The sequence below is a fragment of the Candidatus Chloroploca sp. Khr17 genome (genome assembly GCF_004138165.1).
Classification (GTDB): Bacteria; Chloroflexota; Chloroflexia; order Chloroflexales; family Chloroflexaceae; genus Chloroploca.
The window spans coordinates 36,930-58,746 of record NZ_RYFF01000014.1; the positions used below are offsets into that span (position 1 = coordinate 36,930).

Sequence of the window (21,817 nt, forward strand, 5' to 3'; positions counted from 1 at the left end):
CTATAGAAGGTATGGTAGCCTACCGAAACGTTTGTGAGATCAGTCGCAAGTTTTATTTCTGGGGGTGAATCTCTCCGCCTGTGGGCTGACGCAGGGGGCTTGTTTCTGGTATAATCCAATGGGAAGAAGAAGAATATGCAGGTATGACGCAACAAAATACAATCCGGCCTGAAGCCGATACTCCTTTCACCCCAGATCAGACCGCGGTGCCTCGACCGAGCGCAGCGCCGGTGTTTCGCCCGCGCCAGCGTTTTTTGCGGGTCTCGCTCTTTTTTCTGAGCGTCGTGATCCATATCTATATCTGGGATATCTTTCTAGCGCGCTTTACGCTATTGCGCTGGTATGTGCGACGTTCGGCGGCAGTGCGGTGGTCGCGTCTTGCGCGTCGTTTTCGGTTTCTTGCACTTGAGCTTGGCGGGATGCAAATCAAGCTTGGGCAGTTTCTCTCATCGCGGGCCGACATTGTGCCTGAGATGGTGCGGCGCGAGCTTGCCGGTCTGCAAGACGAAGTTCCGCCTGCTCCAGCCGGGCATGTGCTCGAAGTGATTATTGACGAGCTGGGCGCACCACCGAGCGAGATCTTTCAGCGTTTTGACCAGGAAGCCGTGGCGGCTGCCTCGCTTGGGCAGGTTCACTTTGCCACGCTGCACAATGGCCGTGAAGTCGCCGTCAAGGTCCAGCGGCCTTATATTGAGCGCATTATTGAAGTTGACCTTAGCGCCGTTGCCTGGGTCATCCGGCTGATCAAGAATTACCCGCCGATTCGACGGCGGGCCGATCTTGATGCGCTGCTCGCCGAGTTTGCCCGAGTGCTTGTCCAGGAACTGGATTATGTTCAGGAAGTGCAGAGTGCGGCTCGCTTCCGCAAGAATTTTGCGGGAGTCTATGGCATTCATGTACCTGAGCCAATTCCTGAATATTCGACGCGCCGTGTCCTGGTGATGGAGCGGATCAGCGGGGTGAAGATCAATGATCTGCCTACGCTTGAGGCGCTAGGAGTGAGTCGGATTGAGTTGGCGGCGCGGCTCAACAATTGTTATCTGAAACAATTTTTTGTTGATGGCTTCTTTCATGCCGATCCGCATCCAGGCAACCTCTTTGTGCGGATCGATCCCGAGTTGCCTGCGGTTGCCTATACGAATGGGCAAAGCGAACCGAAGAAGCTCAGTGACGATTTCAGGAACGGGGTTCTGGCTGATGGGCATCTGCTTGGTGATGCCGAAGCCCATACGGTTGCGCCCGGGCGTCCGTTCACCCTGATCTTTATTGATTTTGGGATGGTTGGTTCCCTGCCGCCACAGACGATGGAGGTAATCCGTGGAGGGGTCGTCGGCCTCGCAACCAATGATGCTGAGCGGATTGTTGATTCGTTTGAGCGCTTGAACATGCTGTTGCCTGGGGCCGATCGACGACTGCTCATTCAGGGTGTCGAGATTATGCTGCGGCATTCGTTTAATCGCACGATGCGCGAGATGACGAATATTGATGTTGACGCCATCTTTGCCGAGACCAAAGGCATTATCTATGATCTGCCTTTCCAGATTCCGCAGAATTTGCTCTATTTTGGCCGTGCGATGAGCATGGTGGCGGGGCTTTCGACCGAGATTTGCCCTGATATCAATCTGTTTCAGGAGTTACGGCCCTTTGCACGAATGTTGCTTGATCAAGAGCGGCGGAATGGTAACTGGTCTGAGCAGGTTCAGAAGGAATTGCGCGAGCTTGGGCAGATTTTGCTGACCTTGCCGCGTCAGATGGATGCCTACTATCGGGCTGGCAATCGTGGCGAGTTGCAGACGCGCTCGGATATGAGTCGGCTGGAACGCGGTCTGCGCCGGGTGGAACGCTCAAACGACCGGCTTGCTGGCGGGATGCTTGCGACCGGGTTGTTCCTGGGTGGGGTGCAACTGCGCACGCGTGGGTTTGAGAAAGAAGCTGATCGCGCCTGGTGGGCGTCGGTTCTCGCGACGATCTGGACACTTTGGCCTCGTGGTGAGCGGTGAACATCGGCTGATGTGGCGCGGCGGGATCATCTTGCTGGTGATCGCGCTGGCGTTGGTGGTGTGGTGGCCCCGCTCTTCTCCAGATGCACTTACTCAGGCTGATGCGTTGTTCGCTGCTGGACGTTATTACGAGGCACTTGAGGCGTATCAGGGGCTGGCTAGAGCTAATCCGGCGGCCTTGTTGCGTGTCGGGATGCTCCGGGTCATTCGTGGCGAAGCAGTGCTGGCTGAGCGGACACTCAGGTCGGCGATGGTGCAGGGGCTTGCACCAGGTGACTATCACCTGGCCTTGCTGTATCTGGGGCAAGCGCTGGTTGACGATGGGCGTCTGGCGCAGGCTGAGCGTACCTGGGCCTTGCTCGAGGATTGTCGGGTTGTCGAGGCATGTGTGTACCACGGGCCAGGACGGGTGTTGACTGCCGAGGCCTACCTGGAGCAAGGGGCGTACGATGCTGCTATCGAGGCGTACCGTGCAGCGCTGATGGTGCCGATGCCATCTGGCTGGTCTGAACGAGTGCATTACCGACTGGCCCTCTTGCTCGCCGGTGAAGATCCTGACGAGGCGCTGGCGACCCTGATGGCAACCGACGACGTTGAGACCTCAGGCGTACTGGCTGATCCTCTGTTGTTTATGCTGGAGGGCGATCGGGCGCACTTGAGGGCGGTGCTTCAGGTTGAGGAGCGATTGCGACCACAACTCCTTGGGCAGACCTATCTTGAAGCGGGCCTGTATGATCGAGCGATTACCCAGTTTACCTTGGTTGACCCTGACAGCCCTGAAGGCTTGAGTGCAGCGGCATACCTTGCGTATGCGCACTGGCTTGCTGGTCACACGGGCGAAGGGCATGAAGCCTTGGAAGCAATGGCGGGGTTGCATCCTGATGCCCCACAGGTACGAGCCTTGCTGGCGCTGATTGCGGTGGCGGAAGGAGCAGACGACGACGCTTGGCTGGAACTTGACGCACTTGCGCAGGGGCATCCGCAGGCAGCCGATCGTCATCTAGCGCGGGCGAGTTGGTACGCAGCGAAGGGCGAATACGCCCAGGCTAGCCTGGCATACGAGCAGGCGCTGGGAGCGGCACCGTTTGAGGAACAGGGGCGATATGCGCTGCTGGCCGCCCGGTTTCACCTGGCAACAACCTACGAACTTTGTTCGGTTGGGCTGCCACTCGCCGAACGCGCGTTAGAGCGGCTTCCAGAGGAGGTTGACGCCCTCGTGCTAGTGGCAGGAGTGCGGTATCAGTGCGGCGACGGGCGTGGAGCGATTGAAGCGGCACAGGCTGCTGAGGCGCGGGAAGCGCGGGCGGATGCAGCTTTTTACCTGGGGGCAGCTCTGGCGGCAACTGGCGAGGATGAAGCGGCGCGAGCGGCGCTGATCCGGGCAAGTGATTTGGCTCCTGCGTCGCGCTGGCGTGAACGAGCAGAGTTATTACTGGCAACGATGCCACAGCGGCATAACTTGACGCCAACAGCAGATCGGGTAAGATAGACGCGCTATGCAAGAAAATTTCTTTGTCTACCAACGGCGTGCGTTACGGCCACTTCTGGTATGGGGCATTGGGAGCAGTGTGCTCGGCGCACTGATGTTACCTTTTGCCGGTTTCTGGCGACATTTTGGCCTTCAGGCGGTGGCCTGGGGGGTCATTGATGTGTTGCTGGCGATCATTGGGCGGCGGAGTGCCTTGCTCAAGGCTGAGCGGATGGCTACGGGTGAGCTGGAAGAGCGTGATGCGCTGCGTGAAGCCGAGCAATTCCGCAAGATACTCACCGTCAATGCGGGCCTTGATGTTGGGTACATTCTCGTCGGGCTAGCGGTGGCCCTGCGCTATGCCGAGCGCCCTGATCGTCAGGGTCTTGGGTATGGCATTGCGACGCAGGGGGCCTTTTTGCTGGTCTTTGATGCACTGCTGGCACGTCAGGTAGGCCAGCGTATGGATGCCGATGATCACGAATGAACTCTATGGGCTATTGCAGTGCCCGACGTGCCACTCACGGGCATTGTATGTGCTTGACGACGGAGTGCATTGTGCTTCGTGTGCCACGGTTTATCCGTTGCGCGAAGGCTATCTTGATCTGATGCCACGGGGGACACACTACGACTATGTGTCGAAGTATGTCACCGATGAGACCGAACTGGCAGAAGAGTTGGACTATCGTGAGTTGGCCCCGCCGTTGCTCGCTGCCGGGGTGCGTGACCGAGCGTTGCGGCGGTTGCTGCGGTTTCGCCCGACTGATGTGGTGCTCGACAACGGATGTGGCACAGCCAAGCATGCAGTCTGGAATGCCGATCAGGTACACCTGATGGTTGGCAGTGATCCAGCCACGCTTTTTGCTGACCGAGCGGTCGCTGAGATTGCCCTGGCTCAGGCCGACTCGCGGAGCCTACCTTTTGCCGAGGGGACTTTTGATAAAGCCTTTGCGATTGATATTCTCGAACACTTCCCGCTTGAGGTGATTGATGCCTATCTGGCGGAAACGGCGCGGGTCTTGCGCCCTGGTGGGCGGATGCTCGCCTTCTCGAACACCCGCGAGATGTCGCCGATCCAGCCGATCATCAATCTCAGTCGGCGCCTTGGGCGGCTCTTTGTGCGGGCAGGGTTGTATGATTTTTCGCGAGAGGCGCGGCGGAAATCCGACCATATCAAAGCACTCGAGACCTGGGACGATGTGGTTGCCTCTTTTGAGCGGGCCGGTCTTCGCCCGGTCAAAGTCGTCTTCTGGAATAGCCTCTTTACCACCTTTGTTGAGCATGTAGTGATGAAGCTCGGCGAGGCTGTGTTGGGCCGTACGGCGAAGAAACCGCCGCAGCCACCATCTCAAGCAGCTAAAGATCCAAGTGCTGACCCTTATCTCGCCTCACTGGCAACGCAGACGACGCCTGAAGGAACGGCGCGCGAAATTCGGGCACGCCAGCGAGTGCGTTCACACCTGCAACCTGGCAGTTCGGTCTATCGCGCTTTAATGGCGATCACCCTGGTGATGGAACTCGATCTCTGGTTGTTTGGCTGGATGCGGTGCGGCAGTTACTTTATTGTTGTGGAGAAACCGCGATGATCGAGTATCGGCAATTAACCCCTGACGATCGTGAGCGCTGCCTGGCGCTCGAGAGCTATGCCTTTCAGCTAAACCCGGAACTGGTAGCGCTTGATGGCGAGGAATTGGCTCAGTTCCGGGGACTATTTGTTGACGGGCAACTCGTCGCGCAGTTGCAACTGCATACTCTGCAGGTTCAGCTCGGGGCAGGGGTGCAAGCCGCTGTTGGGGGCATTGGTGCGGTCGCCAGTACGCCCGAGTTGCGGCGACGCGGCTATATCGGGGCCTTGCTGCGGCACGCGGTTGACGAATTGCGGGCCTCGGGAGTTGGCCTGGCAATGCTCTACCCCTTCAAGGTCTCATTTTACGGACGCTACGGCTGGGCGACCTGCATGGAGCAGAAGATCTACAGTGGCGAGCCGGCCCTCTTTCGCTCGTTTCGGCGGGCACCAGGACATTGGATTGCCGTCGGTGAAGACGAACTTGACGAGCTTGATGCGATCTACCGTGAGGCGCTGCGTGGGCGTTTTGGCCCGGTTGTTCGTACGCGAGCGTGGTGGCGCAATCGGATCATGTGCGACTGGCAGCAGCGCCGGTACCACGGCTACATCTGGCGCGATGAGCATGGCAAGGGGCGTTCGTATACGATCTTTCGTTTTGAGCGTGAAGCCCGGGGCGATGTAATGCATTGCCGTGAAATGGTCGCGGTTGATCCGATTGCCCGCGCTCAACTCTTTGTCTTTCTTGCGGGGCATGAAGGTCAGGTTGCCAGGGTTGAATTTCGGGCACCTGCGGATGCACCGGTCAATTTGCTCTTTCCTGATCCATTGGAATGCCGCGTCCAGCCCTATTTTATGCTGCGCCTCCTGGATATTGCCGCTGCGTTTGAGGCGCATCGTTATCCAAAAGATTTGCAGGGCCAGGTAACGATCGCCGTGACCGACGACTGGCTTGTCGCGAACCAACAGATCTTTGCGCTGGAATTTGCGGCAGGCACTTGTCAGGTACGCCAGATGCCACTTGGAACATTGCCTGATATCAAGTGTGACAGCCGCATTTTGGCGCAGATCTATAGTCGCTATCTGCGACCACGTACAGCGGCGACCTTTGGCACGCTCGAGGTCTACAATCGGGAAGCTCTCGCCCTCTTTGATCGGGCGTTTATGGGGCTGGTGCCGTTTAGCGTAGATATGTTTTAAGTGCATGCTCACCAGGTTGGCTTTGCCAACCTGGTGAGCATGTGGAAGAACAGGTTTAGCATTCTGCCGCTCTAAAGTTCATGCGTATGGTGACCCAATGAAGGCACGAGTGGTCAGGGTGGAGGTTGATGGTGCGACCGCTCTATATTTCACCATTTGGGCGCGGGGGGGTGGATTTTGGCATTCAGAATATTGTGCGCTCGGTGCGTGCGGCAGGGTTACAGCCAGAGTTGCTGCGGTTGCCCGAGATCTACAATTTTCTGCCTTTTCTGATTCGCCGTGCCTTGCCTGAAGGGTGGTGGCGCGGATTTGATCTGCTGCAGGGGCGGTCGCGGGTAGCCTTTAGCTTCAAAGCAACTGGTTTGCCGGTGGTGACGACGGTGCATCACCTGACGACAGACCCTGATTTGCAGCCCTACAGCTCATTTGCCCAACGTCTCTTTTATCGCCTGGTCGAGTCGCGTTACGACGGACTCTCGGTAGCGTATGCTGATGCGGTCGTGTGCGTCAGCCGTTTCACGCAGCGTCAGGTCGAGCAGACCTATGGGCGTGCCGATAGCATCATTATTTACGACGGCATTGATACAGATGTCTTTGTGCCAACACCCAATTTCGTACGTCGAGACGATAGCCTGCCACGGGCGGACGGGCGCATCAGGCTGATCTTTGTGGGCAACCGGACGCGGCGCAAAGGGTTTGATCTCTTGCCAAAGATCATGGATCAACTGCCGTCTGACTACCGGCTCTACTATACGGGTGGTTTTCAGGGGAACGAAACGGCACCGCCGCACCCTCAGATGACGCCGCTTGGTTCACCTGATCGAGCCGGGCTTGTTGCCGCCTACCAGAGCTGTGACATCCTGCTCTTCCCATCGCGTTTAGAGGGCTTTGGCATTGCGCCGGCGGAAGCGCTGGCGTGTGGGCGTCCGGTGGTCACCACACGGGCGGGCGCTTTGCCTGAAGTTGTGGATGAGGGGCTCAACGGTTTTCTGGTTGCGCGGGATGATATTGCCGGTTATGCCGAAAAAGTCCGCATCCTCGGTGAAGACGCCGCGATGCGTCGGCGCTTTGGCGACCATGGGCGAGCCAAAGTTGCTGGCAACTTTGGCTACGACCAGCTTGGCAACGGCTTTCGGAAGTTGTACGAACGGCTCCTGGGGCGTTGAAGGATCTGTAGGCAGACACCTCAGGGAGAGCGTTTTGGCTGGCGACGCCCGTTCCCCACGCGGGGGGAGGTGGCCTATGACCCGAGCAACTCTTCGGCCTCGATGATAGCCTGGGCGATATCCTTCATCTTGGCACGCTTATCGCGGGCGCGTTGGCGAAGGCGCTCGTAGGCATCGCGTTCATTGAGCCCGAGGCGTTGCATCAAAATCCCCTTGGCGCGCTCGATCAACTTGCGTGCCTCAAGCGACTCTTCGAGTTCATCAACCTGGTTACGCAGTGCTTGCATCTCTTTGAAGCGAGCGAGCGCGATATTGATGGCGGGGGGCAGTTCGATCTCATTGATCGGCTTGACGAGATAGGCAAGCGCACCGGCTGCTTCGGCTTTGCGCACCGTATCTTTATCAGCGTAGGCGGTGAGCATAATGATGGGCACGGGAAACTGGTCACGGATCCGTGCCGCAGCCTCGGTACCCTCCATTTCGGGCATTCTGATATCCATCATAATCAGATCGGGCTTGAGGCGACCGGCCAGGTTCACCGCCTCAACGCCTGAGCGTGCGATCCCGATGACATCGTAGCCCAGCCCTTTGAGTTGTTCTTCGAGTGTTAGTGAGACAAGGTCATTGTCTTCGGCAATCAGAATGCGGATAGCGCTCACGGTTCTTCCTTTTGCACAACGTGCTTTATGTGGCTGTCAACGCCATTTTCTGACTTTGCTGGGAGCGCGGGCGGCCCGCCCGGTGGTGCTCCCGAAGCGGGCGGGCCGCCCGCGCTCCCAGGGTTCGCAACCGTGTCATGCTGAGCGGAGCGAAGCATCGCTACCGCGGGGACGCCTGAGATCCTTTGCTGCGCTCCTAAGCAACAAACCTCGCCTGAGACCTCACCGGTCTTCAAGACCGGTGAGGTCGCTCGCGGCCCCACTGGCCTGTGGGCTAGGTGGTACTCAGGGTGACAATATATCAGGACACGTAGGTTACAGACTGCTGATGAGAGTGTAACGTAACTTTTCTGCCATGCTGCCGAAGGGAGTGCCGACTTCAGCCGGCTAAGGCCGACCCTCCAGAATATCAGAAAATGTACATTACAGCCTACTTCTACGCACGATTTTGAGAGCCTGGGTAGCTTGCATCTCTGCTTATGATACCACACTCGAGCCAGCAAGGGCGAAAAGGTCTATGCTATAATCGAGAGAGTGCTTGTGGCAAGGGAGGGATGGCGTGTTGAAATGGAATAATTTCGGATCGGCGTTCAATACACTACGTGAGCTGGATGTCACGGCGATCCGTGAAGAGAGCGAAGTTGTTGTACGGATTGCTGGTCTTGGCTCGCGGCCACTCTTTCAGCGGGTGGTCGAGATCCTGCGCACGAGTGGCAGTCATCATTTTGGACCACATGGATCAGATCCATTTTCGTATCAACCCCTGCCGTATGGCGAGCCCGAGCCTGGTTTGCGCGAGGCCGACCTCTTGCTGGTGACGGTTGACGGGCGTGCGCCACTCACAGCTCGTGAGGCCGAGGCCATCGGGCGTCTGGCGCTGCTTGCCTTGCCAACGGTGATCATCATAGGTGGCGTTGCGGCCCCGGATGAGACAGAGCCGGTGCGGCCCGAGTTTGCCCATGCGCGCATTCTTGTGCTTCCTGATCTTGGCGCTTCTGCGGCACCCGAGCAGATCGTGACGGCCATCCTTGATCGGTTGCCGAAAGACCGGCAGCTTGCGGCGGCGCGGGCGGTCACCGGGCTGCGTCCGGTGTATGCCCGTACCCTGATCAACTCAATTTCGAACACCAACGCCACCTATGTTTTGCTCTCATCGATTCCCATGCAAATTCCGATCTTATCGGTACCAATCGCTACGGCAGACATGCTGGTGCTGACGAAAAACCAGGCCTTGATGGTCTATCGGCTGGCGCTGGCGCATGGCGCTGCGCCTGATTTCCAGGCCCGGATGGGCGAGATTTTGCCGGTGGTTGGCGGGGCGTTTGCGTGGCGTCAGCTTGCGCGAACCCTGATTGGCCTGATTCCCTTCTGGGGAATCTTGCCGCGGGTCGCGGTATCATATGCGGGCACATATGCAACAGGGATGGCAGCGTGGCGCTGGTTTGCTGAAGGCGAGCTCGTCTCGCGTGAACGGATGAAGGCAATTGCTGATGATGCGTTGCGGATCGGGCGTGAGCAGGGTGCGGTGTTGATTGCTACGATGCGTGCCCAGGGCAACAAACGAGGGTTGAGCCTATTCAGGCGTAGGAATAAAGGCTGAGGGCTTGGCCTCGGCGCACTTCTTCCCATGCAGACAACGCCAGCTACGCTGGCGTTGTCTGCATGGGAAGAGCTTACTTATCTTCGGGATCGAGGCGAGTGGTCTCACCGGTGACTGGCCCGCTCTCAGGTGGGTCTTGCTCGCTACGAATTCGAGTCACAAAAGCGGCAAGCTGATCATTGAGTTGGGCAATGCCACGAGCGAGGGTTTCCTGGAAATCCTGGGTCACCTTGCTTTGCTGGGCCTGGTTCACGGCCTGCTCACTCTTTTCGACTAGTTCCTGGATGTGAGGGTTCTCTTTGAGCGACTCGACGGCAGACTGAAGCTGGGTGCCAATCTCGCGCAGGCCTGCGGAGAGATCTTTCTGGATCTGTTTGGCCTTCTCGTTTTCCATGGCATTGCGAACGGCATTTTCGAGTTGCTGGCCCAATTCACGCAATTCGCTGGCGAGATCGCCCTGAGGCTGATCTGATGGATCGGACTGTTTCGGCTGATCATCGGGCTGACTCATCTGACTTCTCCTTCTGATGATTGGCACTTAGAAACGGCGGCGCCAGCGGCGGAGCAACCACCATCCACTGGCAAAAGCAAAGATTCCGGCACGGAGGGCTGCATGCTGGTGGGCCTGGCCGGGAGGATTGGGGAAGGATGGGCGAAGCGAAGCCTGGGCTTGCACGGCGAGGCCAGGCTTCGCTACCTGTGTGACAAGCTGCCCATGCTGACGGGCTGTCGCATAGATTTCGGCGTGGACGAACAGATTAGAGCCGGTTGGGCGACAATATTGACGCAGATCGCTGCGCAGAAGAGCGAGCCCACGGGCCGGGTCACGCAAGGTTGCATCGTGGCGACGGCCAAGCAGGGCCAGCAGGCGATCGCGCAGCGCGTGTGATGGTGGTTCGCGATAGGGCAGGACTGCGGCGTATCCCGGGGCACTTGCAAGGAGCCGCGGAAGCGAGCAAGGCAGCGCTGGCCTGCTGAGATCCAGTGTGATCAAATACGATCCTCGGGCGGCACCCCAGGCATCATAGAGCGCAGACCGGTAACCACGGCGTTGCGGATAGCGCATCAGAACAATCGGGGCGTGGAGGGCAGCAAAACGATCGATCTGCTGGGCCAGATCGCGGGAACAGCCATCATCAACCAGGATAATCTCGGTCGCGGCTAGCCGTCCCGCCGCGAATGCGAGGCACTCGGCCACGGCTGCGGCAAGCCCCGTTGAACGACGATTGACTACCAAGACGATGGAAAGAGGGAACTGTTCCATACGACAGCAACTACTCCGCTTGTGGTACAAACCTTGCGTAACTAGTATAGCATGCCTTAAGGTGCTTGCTGGTAGCACTGGCGGCAGCGGGCCTCGTAGAGATCGAGCCCGCCGACAACGAGCGTTTCAGCTTCGCGGGGGGCCGGCTGCCCATTGATAAGCCGTTGCGAGCGCGTGGCATAGGCCCCACAGCGCACGCAGATAGCATAGAGCTTGTCAACCTGTTCGGCAACCGCCATGAGTTGCATCATCCCCGGAAAGGGCTCGGCCCGATAGTTTTGATCGAGCCCGGCCACAATCACCCTGAGCCCCTGGTCGGCCAGAAACTGACAGGCATCGAGAAGCGCCTGTGGTGAGTCTTCGAGGAAATGGATCTCATCGAGGGCGACAACCTGAACATCCTCAGTGGCGGCAAGAACCTGTTTGATCGAGGTGATCGGCACAGCCTCCAGTTGTGAGCCTGTGTGGCTGGCGATATGGGCGGCACTATAGCGCGTATCCATCCGAGGGGTAAAGATACGGCAAGGCTGACGGGCGATCATCACCTGTCGCATGCGCCGAATTAACTCCTCGGTCTTGCCACTATACATACATCCACAAATGACTTCGATTCTTCCACCGGAACCAGGTCGAGTCATAAAAATAATCCTTGAAGATAGGCAGATTTCATTCTGGTCAATATACGTACATCTGTACAATGTGTCAAGTTGTTGGGCGGTGCCAGGGGCCGGATGCCCCTGGCACTGCACGTGCAGAGCTGGTGGTCGACACTTCTTCTTTGGGGGGTTGACAATCAGTATACCGAACGGTATACTGATTGATATGGATAACCGTCAAGCAATTTTAGCGCACGCACTCGACCTTTTTGCGTCTTGTGGTTATGATGCGGTTGGGATACAAGCGATCTGCACGGCTGCGGGGATCACGAAACCAACCCTCTACCATTATTTTGGGAGTAAGCAGGGCGTGCTTGCGGCGCTCGTTGAAGAGCGCATGGCACCTTTATTGGCGCAACTCGCTGAAGTGACGACCTATAGGGGCGATCTTCCGCACACATTGACGCAGCTTGTCCATATCTATTTTGGCTTTGCTCGCACCGAACCTGTCGTCTATCGGCTGATGTTGAGCCTCTGGTTTGGGCCTACGACGGGCGGGGCGTTCCAGATCGTTGTGGCATGTATTCAGGAGCAACATCGTCTGGTTGAGGAGCTTTTTGCATGTGCTACCGCTGATCATGGCAACATGCGTGGACGGCAGCATATTTATGCTGCCACTTTGCTTGGCACAATCAATACCCGCGTAACGATGGCGCTCAACGGGTTTGGTGAACTCGATGACACCGTTGTCTCCCAGACAGTTCATCAGTTTTCGCATGGTATCTATTCATAATTTAAGGATCTATATAATGACTCACTGGTCATACGACGCGATCTTTTACCATATCTACCCGCTTGGCCTGTGTGGTGCGCCGCATACGAACCCTTTTGATGGGAGTGTTGCGCCACGGTTGCGCGAGCTCCATGCCTGGATTGAACCGATGCGCACGCTTGGCGTGAACGCACTCTATCTAGGACCTTTGTTTGAGTCAACCAGTCACGGGTATGACACCGCTGACTACTATACCCTCGATCGCCGTCTTGGCACCAACGCTACGTTGACAGAGGTTGCCGATGAACTGCATCGCAATGGGATCAGGCTGATCCTTGACGGTGTGTTTCACCATGTTGGACGTGATTTCTGGGCGTTTCGCGATCTCCTGGTCAACCAGCAGGCTTCGGCGTACCGTGATTGGTTTGAGGGGATTGATTTTAGCCAGCGTAGCCCTTACGGTGATCCTTTCAGTTATGCGAGTTGGGATGGACACTTTAATCTGGTGAAACTTAACCTGCGCAATGCAGAGGTGCGGGCGCATCTATTTGGGGCGGTGCAGAGCTGGATCGAGCAATTTGACCTTGATGGTTTGCGGCTTGATGTGGCCGAACGGCTTGACCTGGAGTTTCTGCGTGAGTTGCGCCAGGTTTGCAAAGCACGCAAACCTGATTTCTGGTTGATGGGTGAGCAGATCCATGGCGATTATCGGCGCATCGCTAACCCCGAAATGCTTGATGCAACGACAAACTACGAAGTCTACAAGGGTCTCTACTCAAGTCACAATGATCGCAACTATTTTGAAATTGCCCACTCACTCACGAGGCAATATGGATCAGAGGGTGTCTATCGTGGTCTGCCCCTCTACAATTTTGTTGACAATCATGATGTAGCGCGTGTGGCCTCGATCTTGCACGAGCGTGCCCATCTCGCCCCAATCTATGCTTTGCTCTTTACGATACCGGGGGTACCAGCGATCTACTATGGGAGTGAGTGGGGGTATGGTGGCGTGAAGAATGCCGATGACTGGAGCCTCCGCCCGCAGTTACGTCTGCCGGAAGCGCGTGGGCAGGCCCCGTACCCTCAACTGGCCGATACCCTGGCGCTTCTCGCCGATCGCCGCCAGCGGTTGCCTGCCCTTCGTTATGGTGACTACACGCAAGTGCATGTTGCTGCCGAGCAACTTGCTTTTGTCCGCTGCTATCACGAGCAGATTGCCCTGGTTGCGGTGAATGCAGCTGCGTCGCCAGTGGAACTCGTGCTGCCGATTGATCTGCCCAACGGAACACCGCTGCTTGACTGGTTCAACCAGGGTAGCGAACTGATCGTCAACCAAGGTCGGGTCACTCTTCACGTGCCGGCTCGGTGGGCGAGTCTCGTCACAAGGGCCTCGGCGACCTGACTATCTGGCATATAATGGAGCAGACAACCGCACACACATCGCTGAAGGATTGGGTATGTCTGCTTCAAAACCCCGTCGGCGCTCGCCATCTTCGTCATTCTGGGCTCTGTTGGTTGTGGTGGGACTGGTTACCTTCGGCTACTTGTTTAGCCAGGGTGTTTTCAATCCGCTGTTGCGTCGGGTGGGGCTTGATCCGGCCTGGTTTGGCCTGGAGCATGCTGCGCAGCCAGCGGCCAGCATTGCGACTGATGCTGGCTCGCTCGAAGTCTTTTTTACCACGCCCGAACTCGTCTATCCTGATGTCCCACGCAATCGGCTTGCCCCGGCGCATGAACGGGCGTTGCTCGCTGATCTTCGGTCGGCGACCCGCAGCATTGATGTTGCCAGCTTTGAATACAACCTGACGAGTCTTGCCGATGCACTGGTAGCGGCCCGGCAACGGGGGGTGAAGGTGCGCTTGGCGCTTGACCGTGCCAACCTCGAAAATCCAGTGATGGCGAAATGGGCCGGCATTGTTGAGGATGCAGGGATTCCGATCAGTTGGGAAGAGAGTAGCAATTTTCTGCACAGCAAATTTGTGGTGATTGATGAGCGCATTGTCTGGACTGGTTCGTGGAATCCGACGATCAATGATACCTACCGGAACAACAATAATATTCTACGTAGCACCATCCCCGTGCTCGTGGCCAACTATCGTGCCGAATTCGAGCGGATGGCCGACGGAGATTTTGGGAAACGCAAAAGTGGCGCTACGCCTTATCCAACGATCCAGATGGGCGATGTGTTGATCGAGAATTACTTTTCGCCAACTGAACCGGTGCGTGACCGCATTGTGGCGTATCTGGCTGAAGCTGAGCGTAGTATTGATGTGATGGCCTTTTCGTTCACGGCTGATGAGATCGGTGAGGCGATGGTGGAACGCCATCAGGCAGGTGTACCCGTACGAGTTGTTTTTGAGAATCGCAATGCTGCTGGAACTGGATCGGAATTTGATCGCTTATCTGATTCTGGTATTGATGTGCTCAAAGACGGCAATTGTTATACCATGCACCACAAGGTGATCATTATTGATCGGCGGATTGTCATTACCGGCTCGTACAACTTTACTGCTCGTGCTGAAGATGCGAATGACGAGAATCTTTTGATCATCAATGATGCGGCGCTTGCGGCAGGGTATCAAGAAGAATTTGCGCGGGTCTATGCTCAGGCGCGCAATCCGCTGCGTTGCAATTAGGTTGTGACGATACGCCTCTGGCGTGGGGGGGGGCACGGCAGCGCCGTGCCCCGACAGGACTTGCGCTTAAAACTGGTATAATCGAGCAGAGTATCATGCTGATATTGACAGCGCTTCTGATCTGGTGAGCGTGCCATGATCGCAATTCTTGAGCAACTCAATCTGCTCCTTTCGGCAGTGGTTCTTATTGTTACCTTCTCACTTCTGGCCTATATCGCCATGCAGAACTGGCGCAATGATATTGCCCGTGCGCTCGTGATTCTGCTGGCTGGGGTGGTCATTGTCTATGGCGGCGATCTGCTGCTGGCGCGGGCAACCCGCGCCGCCACAATGGATTTCCTTGGCCGAGCCCAGTGGCTTGGCATTGCGATGGTTCCTGCCGCCTATATTCATCTTGCCAACGGGCTCTTTGCGATCAGTGAGTCTCAGGCGCTGGCCTTGCGCAGCCGCCGCCTCGTTTATTTGGCCTATCTTGGGAGTCTGATCTTCTTTTTGCTGGTTGCCCTCGGAACCGATCTGGTGGTGCAGGGCGGGTTGCCAAGTGGCCCGATTGCTCAGTTTCGCCCAGGGCCGCTCTTCTGGTCATATGCGCTCTTTTTTGTGATCGGGGCTGTCGTTGCATTTGTTGCGATTGTGCAGTCGCAGCGGAGTGCCTTGACCGCCAATCAACGCCGCCGCCTGATGTATCTCGGGGCAAGCTTTGCGGCCCCCGGGATCGGGGTCTTTCCGTTTCTCGTCGTTGGGATGCCGGCCGCAGTTCCGATCAGTGTTGTGCTCTTTCTGCAAGCGATTGCCAGTGTCATCGTGACGGTGATGATCACGATTATGACCTATAGCATCGCTTTTCAAGGGGTGCTCTTGCCTGATCGCCTGATCAAGCAAGATTTTCTGCGCTGGTGGCTCTATGGGCCCTTTATTGGCATTTCGATTGTCCTGTTTATTCAAGTTGTGCCCCTCTTTGAACGCATGCTTGGCTTTCCGCAGAATACGCTGCTGACCTTTGGCGTGATGTTGATGACGGTGTTGATGCCGCTCTTTGTGAGTCGCGTCAAGCCCTACCTGGATACGCTAGTCTATATGCAAGACCAGGACGAGATTGATTATCTGCGTAAATTGCCGCGCAGTACTTTTACCCGCGCTGATCTACGCGCCTTGCTCGAGAATTCGCTGGTGGCGATCTGTGGGGCGTTACGGGTCGAAACAGGGTTTGTGCTGGTGCCCGACGCAAATGAGTATAGTATCCGGGCCGTCTGCGGTTCGCGTCGTGAGGTCAAGCGGTTTCTTGGTGACTGCCCGTTGCCCGATCTTTTGCCCCAGTTGCAACAGTTGCCACCGCGTGGCCGCGGGCTGTTGCCGCCGACCGATGCCTTTGTGGCGTGTGGCGGGTTTTGCTTGCTGCCCCTCCATAGCCCCGATGGGCTCTTTCTTGGTGCCGTCGCGGTCGCGTATCAGCCCGAAACGTTGCAAAGCGAGAACAGTTTGACGACCGAGACGCGCCAGTTGATCAGTGTGCTGACCCATCAGATGGAATTGGCTCTTTCGACCGTGCAGATGCAGCAGCGCATTTTTGATGCCCTGCGCGGCCTTGCGCCCGAGATGGAGTCGTTGCAACATGTGGTGAGTCAACTCGAACAGGGTACAGCGCCCGATCTGGCTGCGACCGATGGCGAGATGGTGCTCAGCCCCGATTTCCCTCAATTGGTGAAAGATGCGTTGACCCAGTTCTGGGGTGGCCCCAAGCTTGCCGATAGCCCTCTGATGGGGCTGCGTACGGTCAAACGGGTGGTTCAGGATCAGGGGGGCAGCCCGACACGCGCCTTGCAGGTTGTGCTCCGCCAGGCGATCAGCAATCTGCGCCCTGATGAACAGCTTGCCCCTTCCGGTCAAGAGTGGCTGCTCTATAATTTGCTTGAAGGGCGTTTTCTTCAGCGTAAAACGGTGCGTGATGTTGCCAATCGCCTGGCGATGAGCGAGTCGGATTTTTATCGCAAGCAACGGATTGCCATCGAAGAGGTTGCCCGCCAACTGGCCTTGATGGAAGAAGATGCCCGTTCATAAGGTGGGTACCAACGGCGGTATGACCTTGATCGAAGAGGAAGCACCATGAAGGTGTTGCTCGCCGAAGATGAACCAGATATTCGCTTGATCACGCGCCTTGCCCTCGAAGATGCTGGCTGTACCGTGGTCGCGGTTGCTGATGGACAGGCTGCCGTAGAGGCTGCCATACGCGAGGGGTTTGATGTTGCGTTGCTTGATGTGATGATGCCCCGTATGGACGGCTTTGCAACCTGTACGGCACTCCGCAGCCATGCAGAGACTCGTGCGCTGCCAATCATTTTTCTCACGGCGCGTTCGCAAGAGCCTGAAGTGCAACACGGGTTGGCTTTGGGTGCCGCTGGCTATATCGTCAAACCATTTGATGTCTTTAGCCTGGTTGAGTTGATGACCCATATTCTTGAGCAGCAACAGCAGTAGATAGAGCTTATGGATGCACCTGCGACTAGCCTGTTGGATTTGACCCCTCAGATGCTGCACGCGCTCTATCAGGTGAGTCGCCAGCTTGCCCGGAGTCAGAGCGTGACGCAGATCGAGCGCACGCTGGTCACGGGTCTGGGTGAGGTGGTGCATTGTACCGGGGTTGTCTGGTATACGCTGGTGGAGACCGAGGAGGGCGGGTATCTCGCCTATGGTGATAGCGTCGGGGCACCTGACGTCTTGATGCGCGATCAGCACATGATGCACGATCAGATCGTGCGTTGGCGTGTGCCGCTGGTGGAAGATGCGCGGGTGATACCAGTAGCGACCTTGCTCAACCGCCATCACGATCACCTCGCCGCATTTGAAGGGTGTGGGGCGCTCATCACCGGCGAAAAAAAGGTCTATGCACTTGTCGTCGTGCTCTGGTCAACGCACATACAGCGCCCCACTGGTTGGCAACAGGCATTGGTGAGTTTGGCCGAAGAGTGTGGCTATGGGTTGGATCGCCTTAGCGCGAAGCTTGGCCTTGCCACATTTATCCTGGATCAAATGGATCATTTTACGACGATCCGGGCCGAGCAAGAGCGGACGCGCGCCGTGATTGATGCAACGAACGATGCGATTCTGATGATTGACGAACATCGGCGCCCAATCTTGATCAACCGACGGGCACGCTTCTTTTTTGGGGTCAAGGAACGTGAATTGATTGGCAAGAGTTTTGAACAGTTGAGTCGTTTTCTCGCCCAGATCTTTGAACAGAGTACGACTTTCAATGACTGGTTGCTGCAATTACTTGGCTCACAGACAGCCCGCGATGTGCGCGAGTTTGCGCTCCACAGCCCCGAACGACGCCTGCTCCAGTGTTTTTCAGCCCCGGTCACCGATGTGCATGATCATTATCGTGGACGCATTTTGATCTTCCGCGACATCACGCGTGAGCGTGAAGTTGAGCGCATGAAGAACGATTTTGTTTCGACAGTAAGCCACGAGTTGCGCACCCCGCTGACGAGCATTCAGGGATCGCTTCAGCTTGTCCTTGGCAAACCAGGCAACACACGGTCAGCTTCGGCTAGCGAACTCTCGCCAAGGAACCTCGAGTTGCTCACGATTTCCTTGGCGAATACCGAACGCCTGATCCGCCTAATCAATGATATCCTCGATCTTGCCAAAATTGAACAGGGCCGGATTCAACTCAGGCGCGAACCAATCAGGCCTGAAGAACTCTGCCAGAGTGCGGTGCGTGATATGCATGCGCTGGCGGCAACCAAGCAGATCAGGCTTGAAGTTGTGGCCACGCCAGGGCTACCGGCGGTTATGGCTGACCGTGATCGCTCGATACAGGTCTTGATCAACCTGCTCTCGAATGCGATCAAATTTTCACCCGCTGGAGGCCGGGTGCTTTTGCGGGTGCAGCGTTATGAGAACGTGGTGTGTTTTGCTGTGCAGGATTGGGGGCGGGGCATTCCACCCGAACACCACGAGCGTGTCTTTCAGCGTTTTCAACAGCTCGACAGCTCAAGTACGCGTGAATTCAGCGGCACCGGTCTGGGCCTGGCGATCAGCAAAACCCTGGTGGAAGAGCAGGGTGGCAGCATCTGGCTTGAAAGTGCGGCGGGGCAGGGCGCGACGTTTCACTTTACCGTACCGATTGTCCCCGGCAGTGAGGGGCTCGCTTTTTCTAGCGGTGAATCGATCCAGGCGCGGCATTCTCACATCCTGGTCGTGGAAGACGATCCGTATGTCCGTCCGGTCTTGATCCGTCTGCTGCAACGCTACGGCTTGCAAGTCACGCATGCCAACGACGGGTTTGAGGCCCTAGCAGCGATCAATTCGTTGCAACCCGATCTTGTGCTGCTTGATATCAAGATGCCAGGCATTGATGGGCTTGAAGTGCTCTATCGTATGCATCAGCATCCCGAAATGGCGCACATTCCCGTTATTATTTTGACAGCCGATGATCTCAACGAGCATACCCGCGCTCGCGGTATGGCACTTGGTGCTCGTGCGTATCTCGAGAAACCCATTGGCTCGGAACGACTGATCAACACGATCAATCGGGTACTCGCAGCAGAGGAACAGGGATGAAGGCTACGCCACCGGAACTTGACCGTCTGACGCATGCGCTGATGTCTCCTCTCACGACCCTGCAAGGGACAGTGCAGTTGCTGCAGCGGCGGCTCAGCAATACGCCTGATGAGCAGCAAGCGTTGCTGCTTGCCGCGCTTGGGCGCAATGTGCAGCGCCTGCGCACCGTATGCGATCTCCTTTTGCAAAGCGCCTTCTTTGATGGCACGCACCTCCAGATTTGTGTTCTCCCGGAGGATCTGGCCCATCATAGCGCTGCCAGCACGACAACAACCCACCAGGATCAGCCTGTTGCCCCTGCGCAAGCTGGACAACCACTCGGCGAAACCGTCACGTCTAGGGGGCATCAATGCGTGCTTGTGATTGCAGCCGCGACGAGCGGTGCTGCCTTGCTTCTTCCGTTGCTTCGCGAGCGTGGCTTTACCGTCGAACTGATCGAAACGACGACCAGAGGTATTGACCGTGCCCGTGAAGTTCGCCCGGCCCTTGTTCTCGTCGATCCGCATGTTGATCACGAGGCTGAAATAGCGCTCCAGATCCTGAGTGAAGACCCCGAAACCAAAGGGATTGTGCTTGCCGTGCTGAGCAAGGAATTCCATTGGACAGGAACACGCCACCCTTTCATCATTGACCCAATGCTCGCGCCCGAGCAAGCCGTTCCCTTGCTCACTCAGCATCTGAGCCCCAGCGAGAACCCGCTTCACTCGCGCCAGCGTATTCTGATTGTTGATGACGAACCTGACATTGCCATGATGATCGCTGCCCAGTTTGAACGTGACGGCTTCCAGACGACGCAGGTTCATAGTGGCACCGAGGTCTTGCAGATTGTCCGCGAGCAACGCTTTGATCTTATTTTGCTTGACGTTATGTTGCCTGACATTGATGGCTTCACTGCCCTTGGAGGATTGCGTGCCCAGGCCGAAACGCAATTGACCCCGATTATCCTGCTTTCGGCGATCAATTCACCAATGGAAAAAGTTCGGGGGCTAGAGTTAGGGGCTGATGATTATATCACCAAGCCCTTCAGTGCTGCTGAGCTGAGTGCGCGGGTGCAGGCTGCGATGCGGCGGAGTGAACGCGAAGGCGGTGCCAATCCTTCGACCCGTCTCCCAGGCAATATTGCCATTGAGCGGGCGATCAGCCAGCGCATCGACCAGGGTCTACCCTTTGCCGTGGGCTATTGCGATCTTGACAACTTCAAAGCCTACAACGACCGTTACGGCTTTCTCAAAGGTGACGCCGTCATTCTGCGCACAGCACAGATTTTGCTTGATGCGATTCGTACGATGGGCAATCCTGATGATTTTGTTGGCCACATTGGTGGGGATGATTTCGTGGTCATCAGTACGCCCGACCGCATCGAGGCCATCTGCAGCACGGCAGTCGCTCGTTTTGATGCAACTGCGCCCTTTTTCTACGATCCAGCGACGCGGCAACGAGGTTTTATTAGTGGGGTTGATCGTCAGGGTCAGCCTACCAGTTTTCCCCTGGCCAGCATCACGATCACGATCATCAGCAGCGCACGACATACGTTTCGTCATCCCGGCGAAGTCGCTCAGCGGTCTGCTGAAGGCAAAAAACGCGGCAAACAGATCCCAGGTAGCGTCTACCTGTTGCACGAATAACGCCGTACGAGGTTGCTTACGCCACCGAGCGTGCCGGGGCTGGCTCTTCTGAAGGCGGACTACAGACGTCGCAGACTCGGAAGGGTATGCCTGTCCCTGTTACCGTACGAATATGCTCGCGGCTACCGCAATAGCGGCATACCGAGAGATTCTCGATATCTTCGGCACGCCAGAGCTGAGGGGCCATCGTTATCTCCATTGGCTCATCAATTGAGAGAATACCAATCTTGACACACACGGCAGCAGGGAAGATATCGGCAACCCGGGCGAAGATCTTATGTGGATGCGAGTAGACCTCATCACCAATGAGGATCCCTGTCATCCGGGGATGTGACCGAATTTTCATAGCTCGTCAAGCTGGGCGACAAGCCGTTGGAGATCAGTGTCGTCCAGCGCGAAACCTGGAGAGTCAGCGAACATTAGATCATCAAGGATGGTACGAAACAGAGGCAGATCACGTTCGTCAACCGTCAATGTACCTTGTTCAAGAGCGTAAAAGCGTTCAACCGCCCAATGGGCCAGTTGCTCAGCACTGCTACGATGTGCAAGGCGTGCTTGAAGCTGAGTACGTATGTCACGACGCGTTAGTATCATAGCATAAGATTCTTGTTTTTGCATTCCCCGAAAAACTTTTTGCTTCTGTTTGGACGACGAAGCCACCGCAACAGAGCAGACGAACAGGGTGTGGTACTTGCCCCAAAGGC

General features: G+C 56.7%; 20 protein-coding genes. 14 read left to right on the plus strand and 6 right to left on the minus strand.

What is annotated here, in order from left to right:
- The first annotated feature begins 143 nt into the window (after window positions 1-143).
- From EKD05_RS10570 to EKD05_RS10595, 6 genes are all read left to right on the plus strand, one after another.
- Window positions 144-2,000 carry an AarF/ABC1/UbiB kinase family protein gene (locus EKD05_RS10570; protein ID WP_129672418.1) on the plus strand — a complete coding sequence of 619 codons (1,857 nt, stop codon included), beginning with the start codon at window positions 144-146 and terminating at the stop codon, window positions 1,998-2,000.
- Complete coding sequence (locus EKD05_RS10575; protein ID WP_129672420.1) at window positions 1,990-3,489, plus strand: tetratricopeptide repeat protein; 1,500 nt, start codon at window positions 1,990-1,992, stop codon at window positions 3,487-3,489. The genes EKD05_RS10570 and EKD05_RS10575 overlap by 11 nt, the downstream gene beginning before the upstream one ends.
- A gap of 7 nt (window positions 3,490-3,496) precedes the next feature.
- Window positions 3,497-3,955: a hypothetical protein gene (locus tag EKD05_RS10580; protein ID WP_129672422.1), complete on the plus strand. Its 459-nt coding sequence runs from the start codon at window positions 3,497-3,499 to the stop codon at window positions 3,953-3,955.
- Entirely contained in the window at window positions 3,942-5,054 is a 1,113-nt protein-coding gene (locus EKD05_RS10585) for a class I SAM-dependent methyltransferase (protein WP_129672424.1), read from the plus strand. The genes EKD05_RS10580 and EKD05_RS10585 overlap by 14 nt, the downstream gene beginning before the upstream one ends.
- Window positions 5,051-6,232 (plus strand): enhanced intracellular survival protein Eis, encoded by a 1,182-nt coding sequence (eis, locus tag EKD05_RS10590; RefSeq protein ID WP_129672426.1) that lies wholly within the window; start codon window positions 5,051-5,053, stop codon window positions 6,230-6,232. The genes EKD05_RS10585 and eis overlap by 4 nt, the downstream gene beginning before the upstream one ends.
- Window positions 6,233-6,360: 128 nt before the next feature.
- Window positions 6,361-7,398: a glycosyltransferase family 4 protein gene (locus tag EKD05_RS10595; protein ID WP_129672428.1), complete on the plus strand. Its 1,038-nt coding sequence runs from the start codon at window positions 6,361-6,363 to the stop codon at window positions 7,396-7,398.
- Window positions 7,399-7,472: 74 nt separating this feature from the next.
- On the opposite strand, the gene EKD05_RS10600 is transcribed toward EKD05_RS10595, so the two are convergent.
- Window positions 7,473-8,057: an ANTAR domain-containing response regulator gene (locus EKD05_RS10600; protein ID WP_129672430.1), complete on the minus strand. Its 585-nt coding sequence runs from the start codon at window positions 8,055-8,057 to the stop codon at window positions 7,473-7,475.
- Between the two features lie 559 nt (window positions 8,058-8,616).
- Between EKD05_RS10600 and EKD05_RS10605 the strand changes: the two genes are divergently transcribed.
- Window positions 8,617-9,657 carry a hypothetical protein gene (locus tag EKD05_RS10605; protein ID WP_129672432.1) on the plus strand — a complete coding sequence of 347 codons (1,041 nt, stop codon included), beginning with the start codon at window positions 8,617-8,619 and terminating at the stop codon, window positions 9,655-9,657.
- Window positions 9,658-9,730: 73 nt separating this feature from the next.
- Here EKD05_RS10605 and EKD05_RS10610 read toward each other — a convergent pair whose 3' ends face one another.
- The 3 genes from EKD05_RS10610 to EKD05_RS10620 are packed head-to-tail and all read right to left on the minus strand — an operon-like array spanning window position 9,731 to window position 11,559.
- The gene (locus tag EKD05_RS10610) at window positions 9,731-10,168 is read right to left on the minus strand and encodes a hypothetical protein (protein WP_129672434.1); all 438 of its coding nucleotides are present in this window, start codon (window positions 10,166-10,168) and stop codon (window positions 9,731-9,733) included.
- 27 nt (window positions 10,169-10,195) lie between these two features.
- Window positions 10,196-10,921 carry a glycosyltransferase gene (locus EKD05_RS10615; RefSeq protein ID WP_129672436.1) on the minus strand — a complete coding sequence of 242 codons (726 nt, stop codon included), beginning with the start codon at window positions 10,919-10,921 and terminating at the stop codon, window positions 10,196-10,198.
- 56 nt (window positions 10,922-10,977) lie between these two features.
- Window positions 10,978-11,559 (minus strand): thymidine kinase, encoded by a 582-nt coding sequence (locus EKD05_RS10620; RefSeq protein ID WP_129672438.1) that lies wholly within the window; start codon window positions 11,557-11,559, stop codon window positions 10,978-10,980.
- A 184-nt stretch (window positions 11,560-11,743) separates the two neighbouring features.
- Between EKD05_RS10620 and EKD05_RS10625 the strand changes: the two genes are divergently transcribed.
- From EKD05_RS10625 to EKD05_RS10655, 7 genes are all read left to right on the plus strand, one after another.
- Window positions 11,744-12,310, plus strand: coding sequence for a TetR/AcrR family transcriptional regulator (locus tag EKD05_RS10625; protein ID WP_129672440.1), 567 nt, complete (start codon window positions 11,744-11,746; stop codon window positions 12,308-12,310).
- Window positions 12,311-12,326: 16 nt separating this feature from the next.
- A complete protein-coding gene (locus EKD05_RS10630) occupies window positions 12,327-13,691 on the plus strand; it encodes an alpha-amylase family glycosyl hydrolase (protein WP_129672442.1) in 1,365 nt (454 codons plus the stop codon).
- Between the two features lie 55 nt (window positions 13,692-13,746).
- Entirely contained in the window at window positions 13,747-14,925 is a 1,179-nt protein-coding gene (locus EKD05_RS10635; protein WP_129672444.1) for a phospholipase D-like domain-containing protein, read from the plus strand.
- A gap of 135 nt (window positions 14,926-15,060) precedes the next feature.
- Window positions 15,061-16,983 carry a histidine kinase N-terminal 7TM domain-containing protein gene (locus EKD05_RS10640; protein ID WP_129672446.1) on the plus strand — a complete coding sequence of 641 codons (1,923 nt, stop codon included), beginning with the start codon at window positions 15,061-15,063 and terminating at the stop codon, window positions 16,981-16,983.
- A 45-nt stretch (window positions 16,984-17,028) separates the two neighbouring features.
- Window positions 17,029-17,400 (plus strand): response regulator, encoded by a 372-nt coding sequence (locus EKD05_RS10645; RefSeq protein WP_129672448.1) that lies wholly within the window; start codon window positions 17,029-17,031, stop codon window positions 17,398-17,400.
- Window positions 17,401-17,409: 9 nt separating this feature from the next.
- Window positions 17,410-19,488: an ATP-binding protein gene (locus tag EKD05_RS10650; RefSeq protein WP_129672450.1), complete on the plus strand. Its 2,079-nt coding sequence runs from the start codon at window positions 17,410-17,412 to the stop codon at window positions 19,486-19,488.
- Entirely contained in the window at window positions 19,485-21,113 is a 1,629-nt protein-coding gene (locus EKD05_RS10655) for a response regulator (RefSeq protein WP_129672452.1), read from the plus strand. Before EKD05_RS10650 ends, EKD05_RS10655 begins: the two co-directional genes overlap by 4 nt.
- Window positions 21,114-21,129: 16 nt before the next feature.
- Here EKD05_RS10655 and EKD05_RS10660 read toward each other — a convergent pair whose 3' ends face one another.
- Window positions 21,130-21,459 carry a hypothetical protein gene (locus tag EKD05_RS10660; RefSeq protein ID WP_129672454.1) on the minus strand — a complete coding sequence of 110 codons (330 nt, stop codon included), beginning with the start codon at window positions 21,457-21,459 and terminating at the stop codon, window positions 21,130-21,132.
- A complete protein-coding gene (locus tag EKD05_RS10665) occupies window positions 21,456-21,707 on the minus strand; it encodes a hypothetical protein (RefSeq protein ID WP_129672456.1) in 252 nt (83 codons plus the stop codon). The genes EKD05_RS10660 and EKD05_RS10665 overlap by 4 nt, the downstream gene beginning before the upstream one ends.
- Window positions 21,708-21,817: the final 110 nt, after the last annotated feature.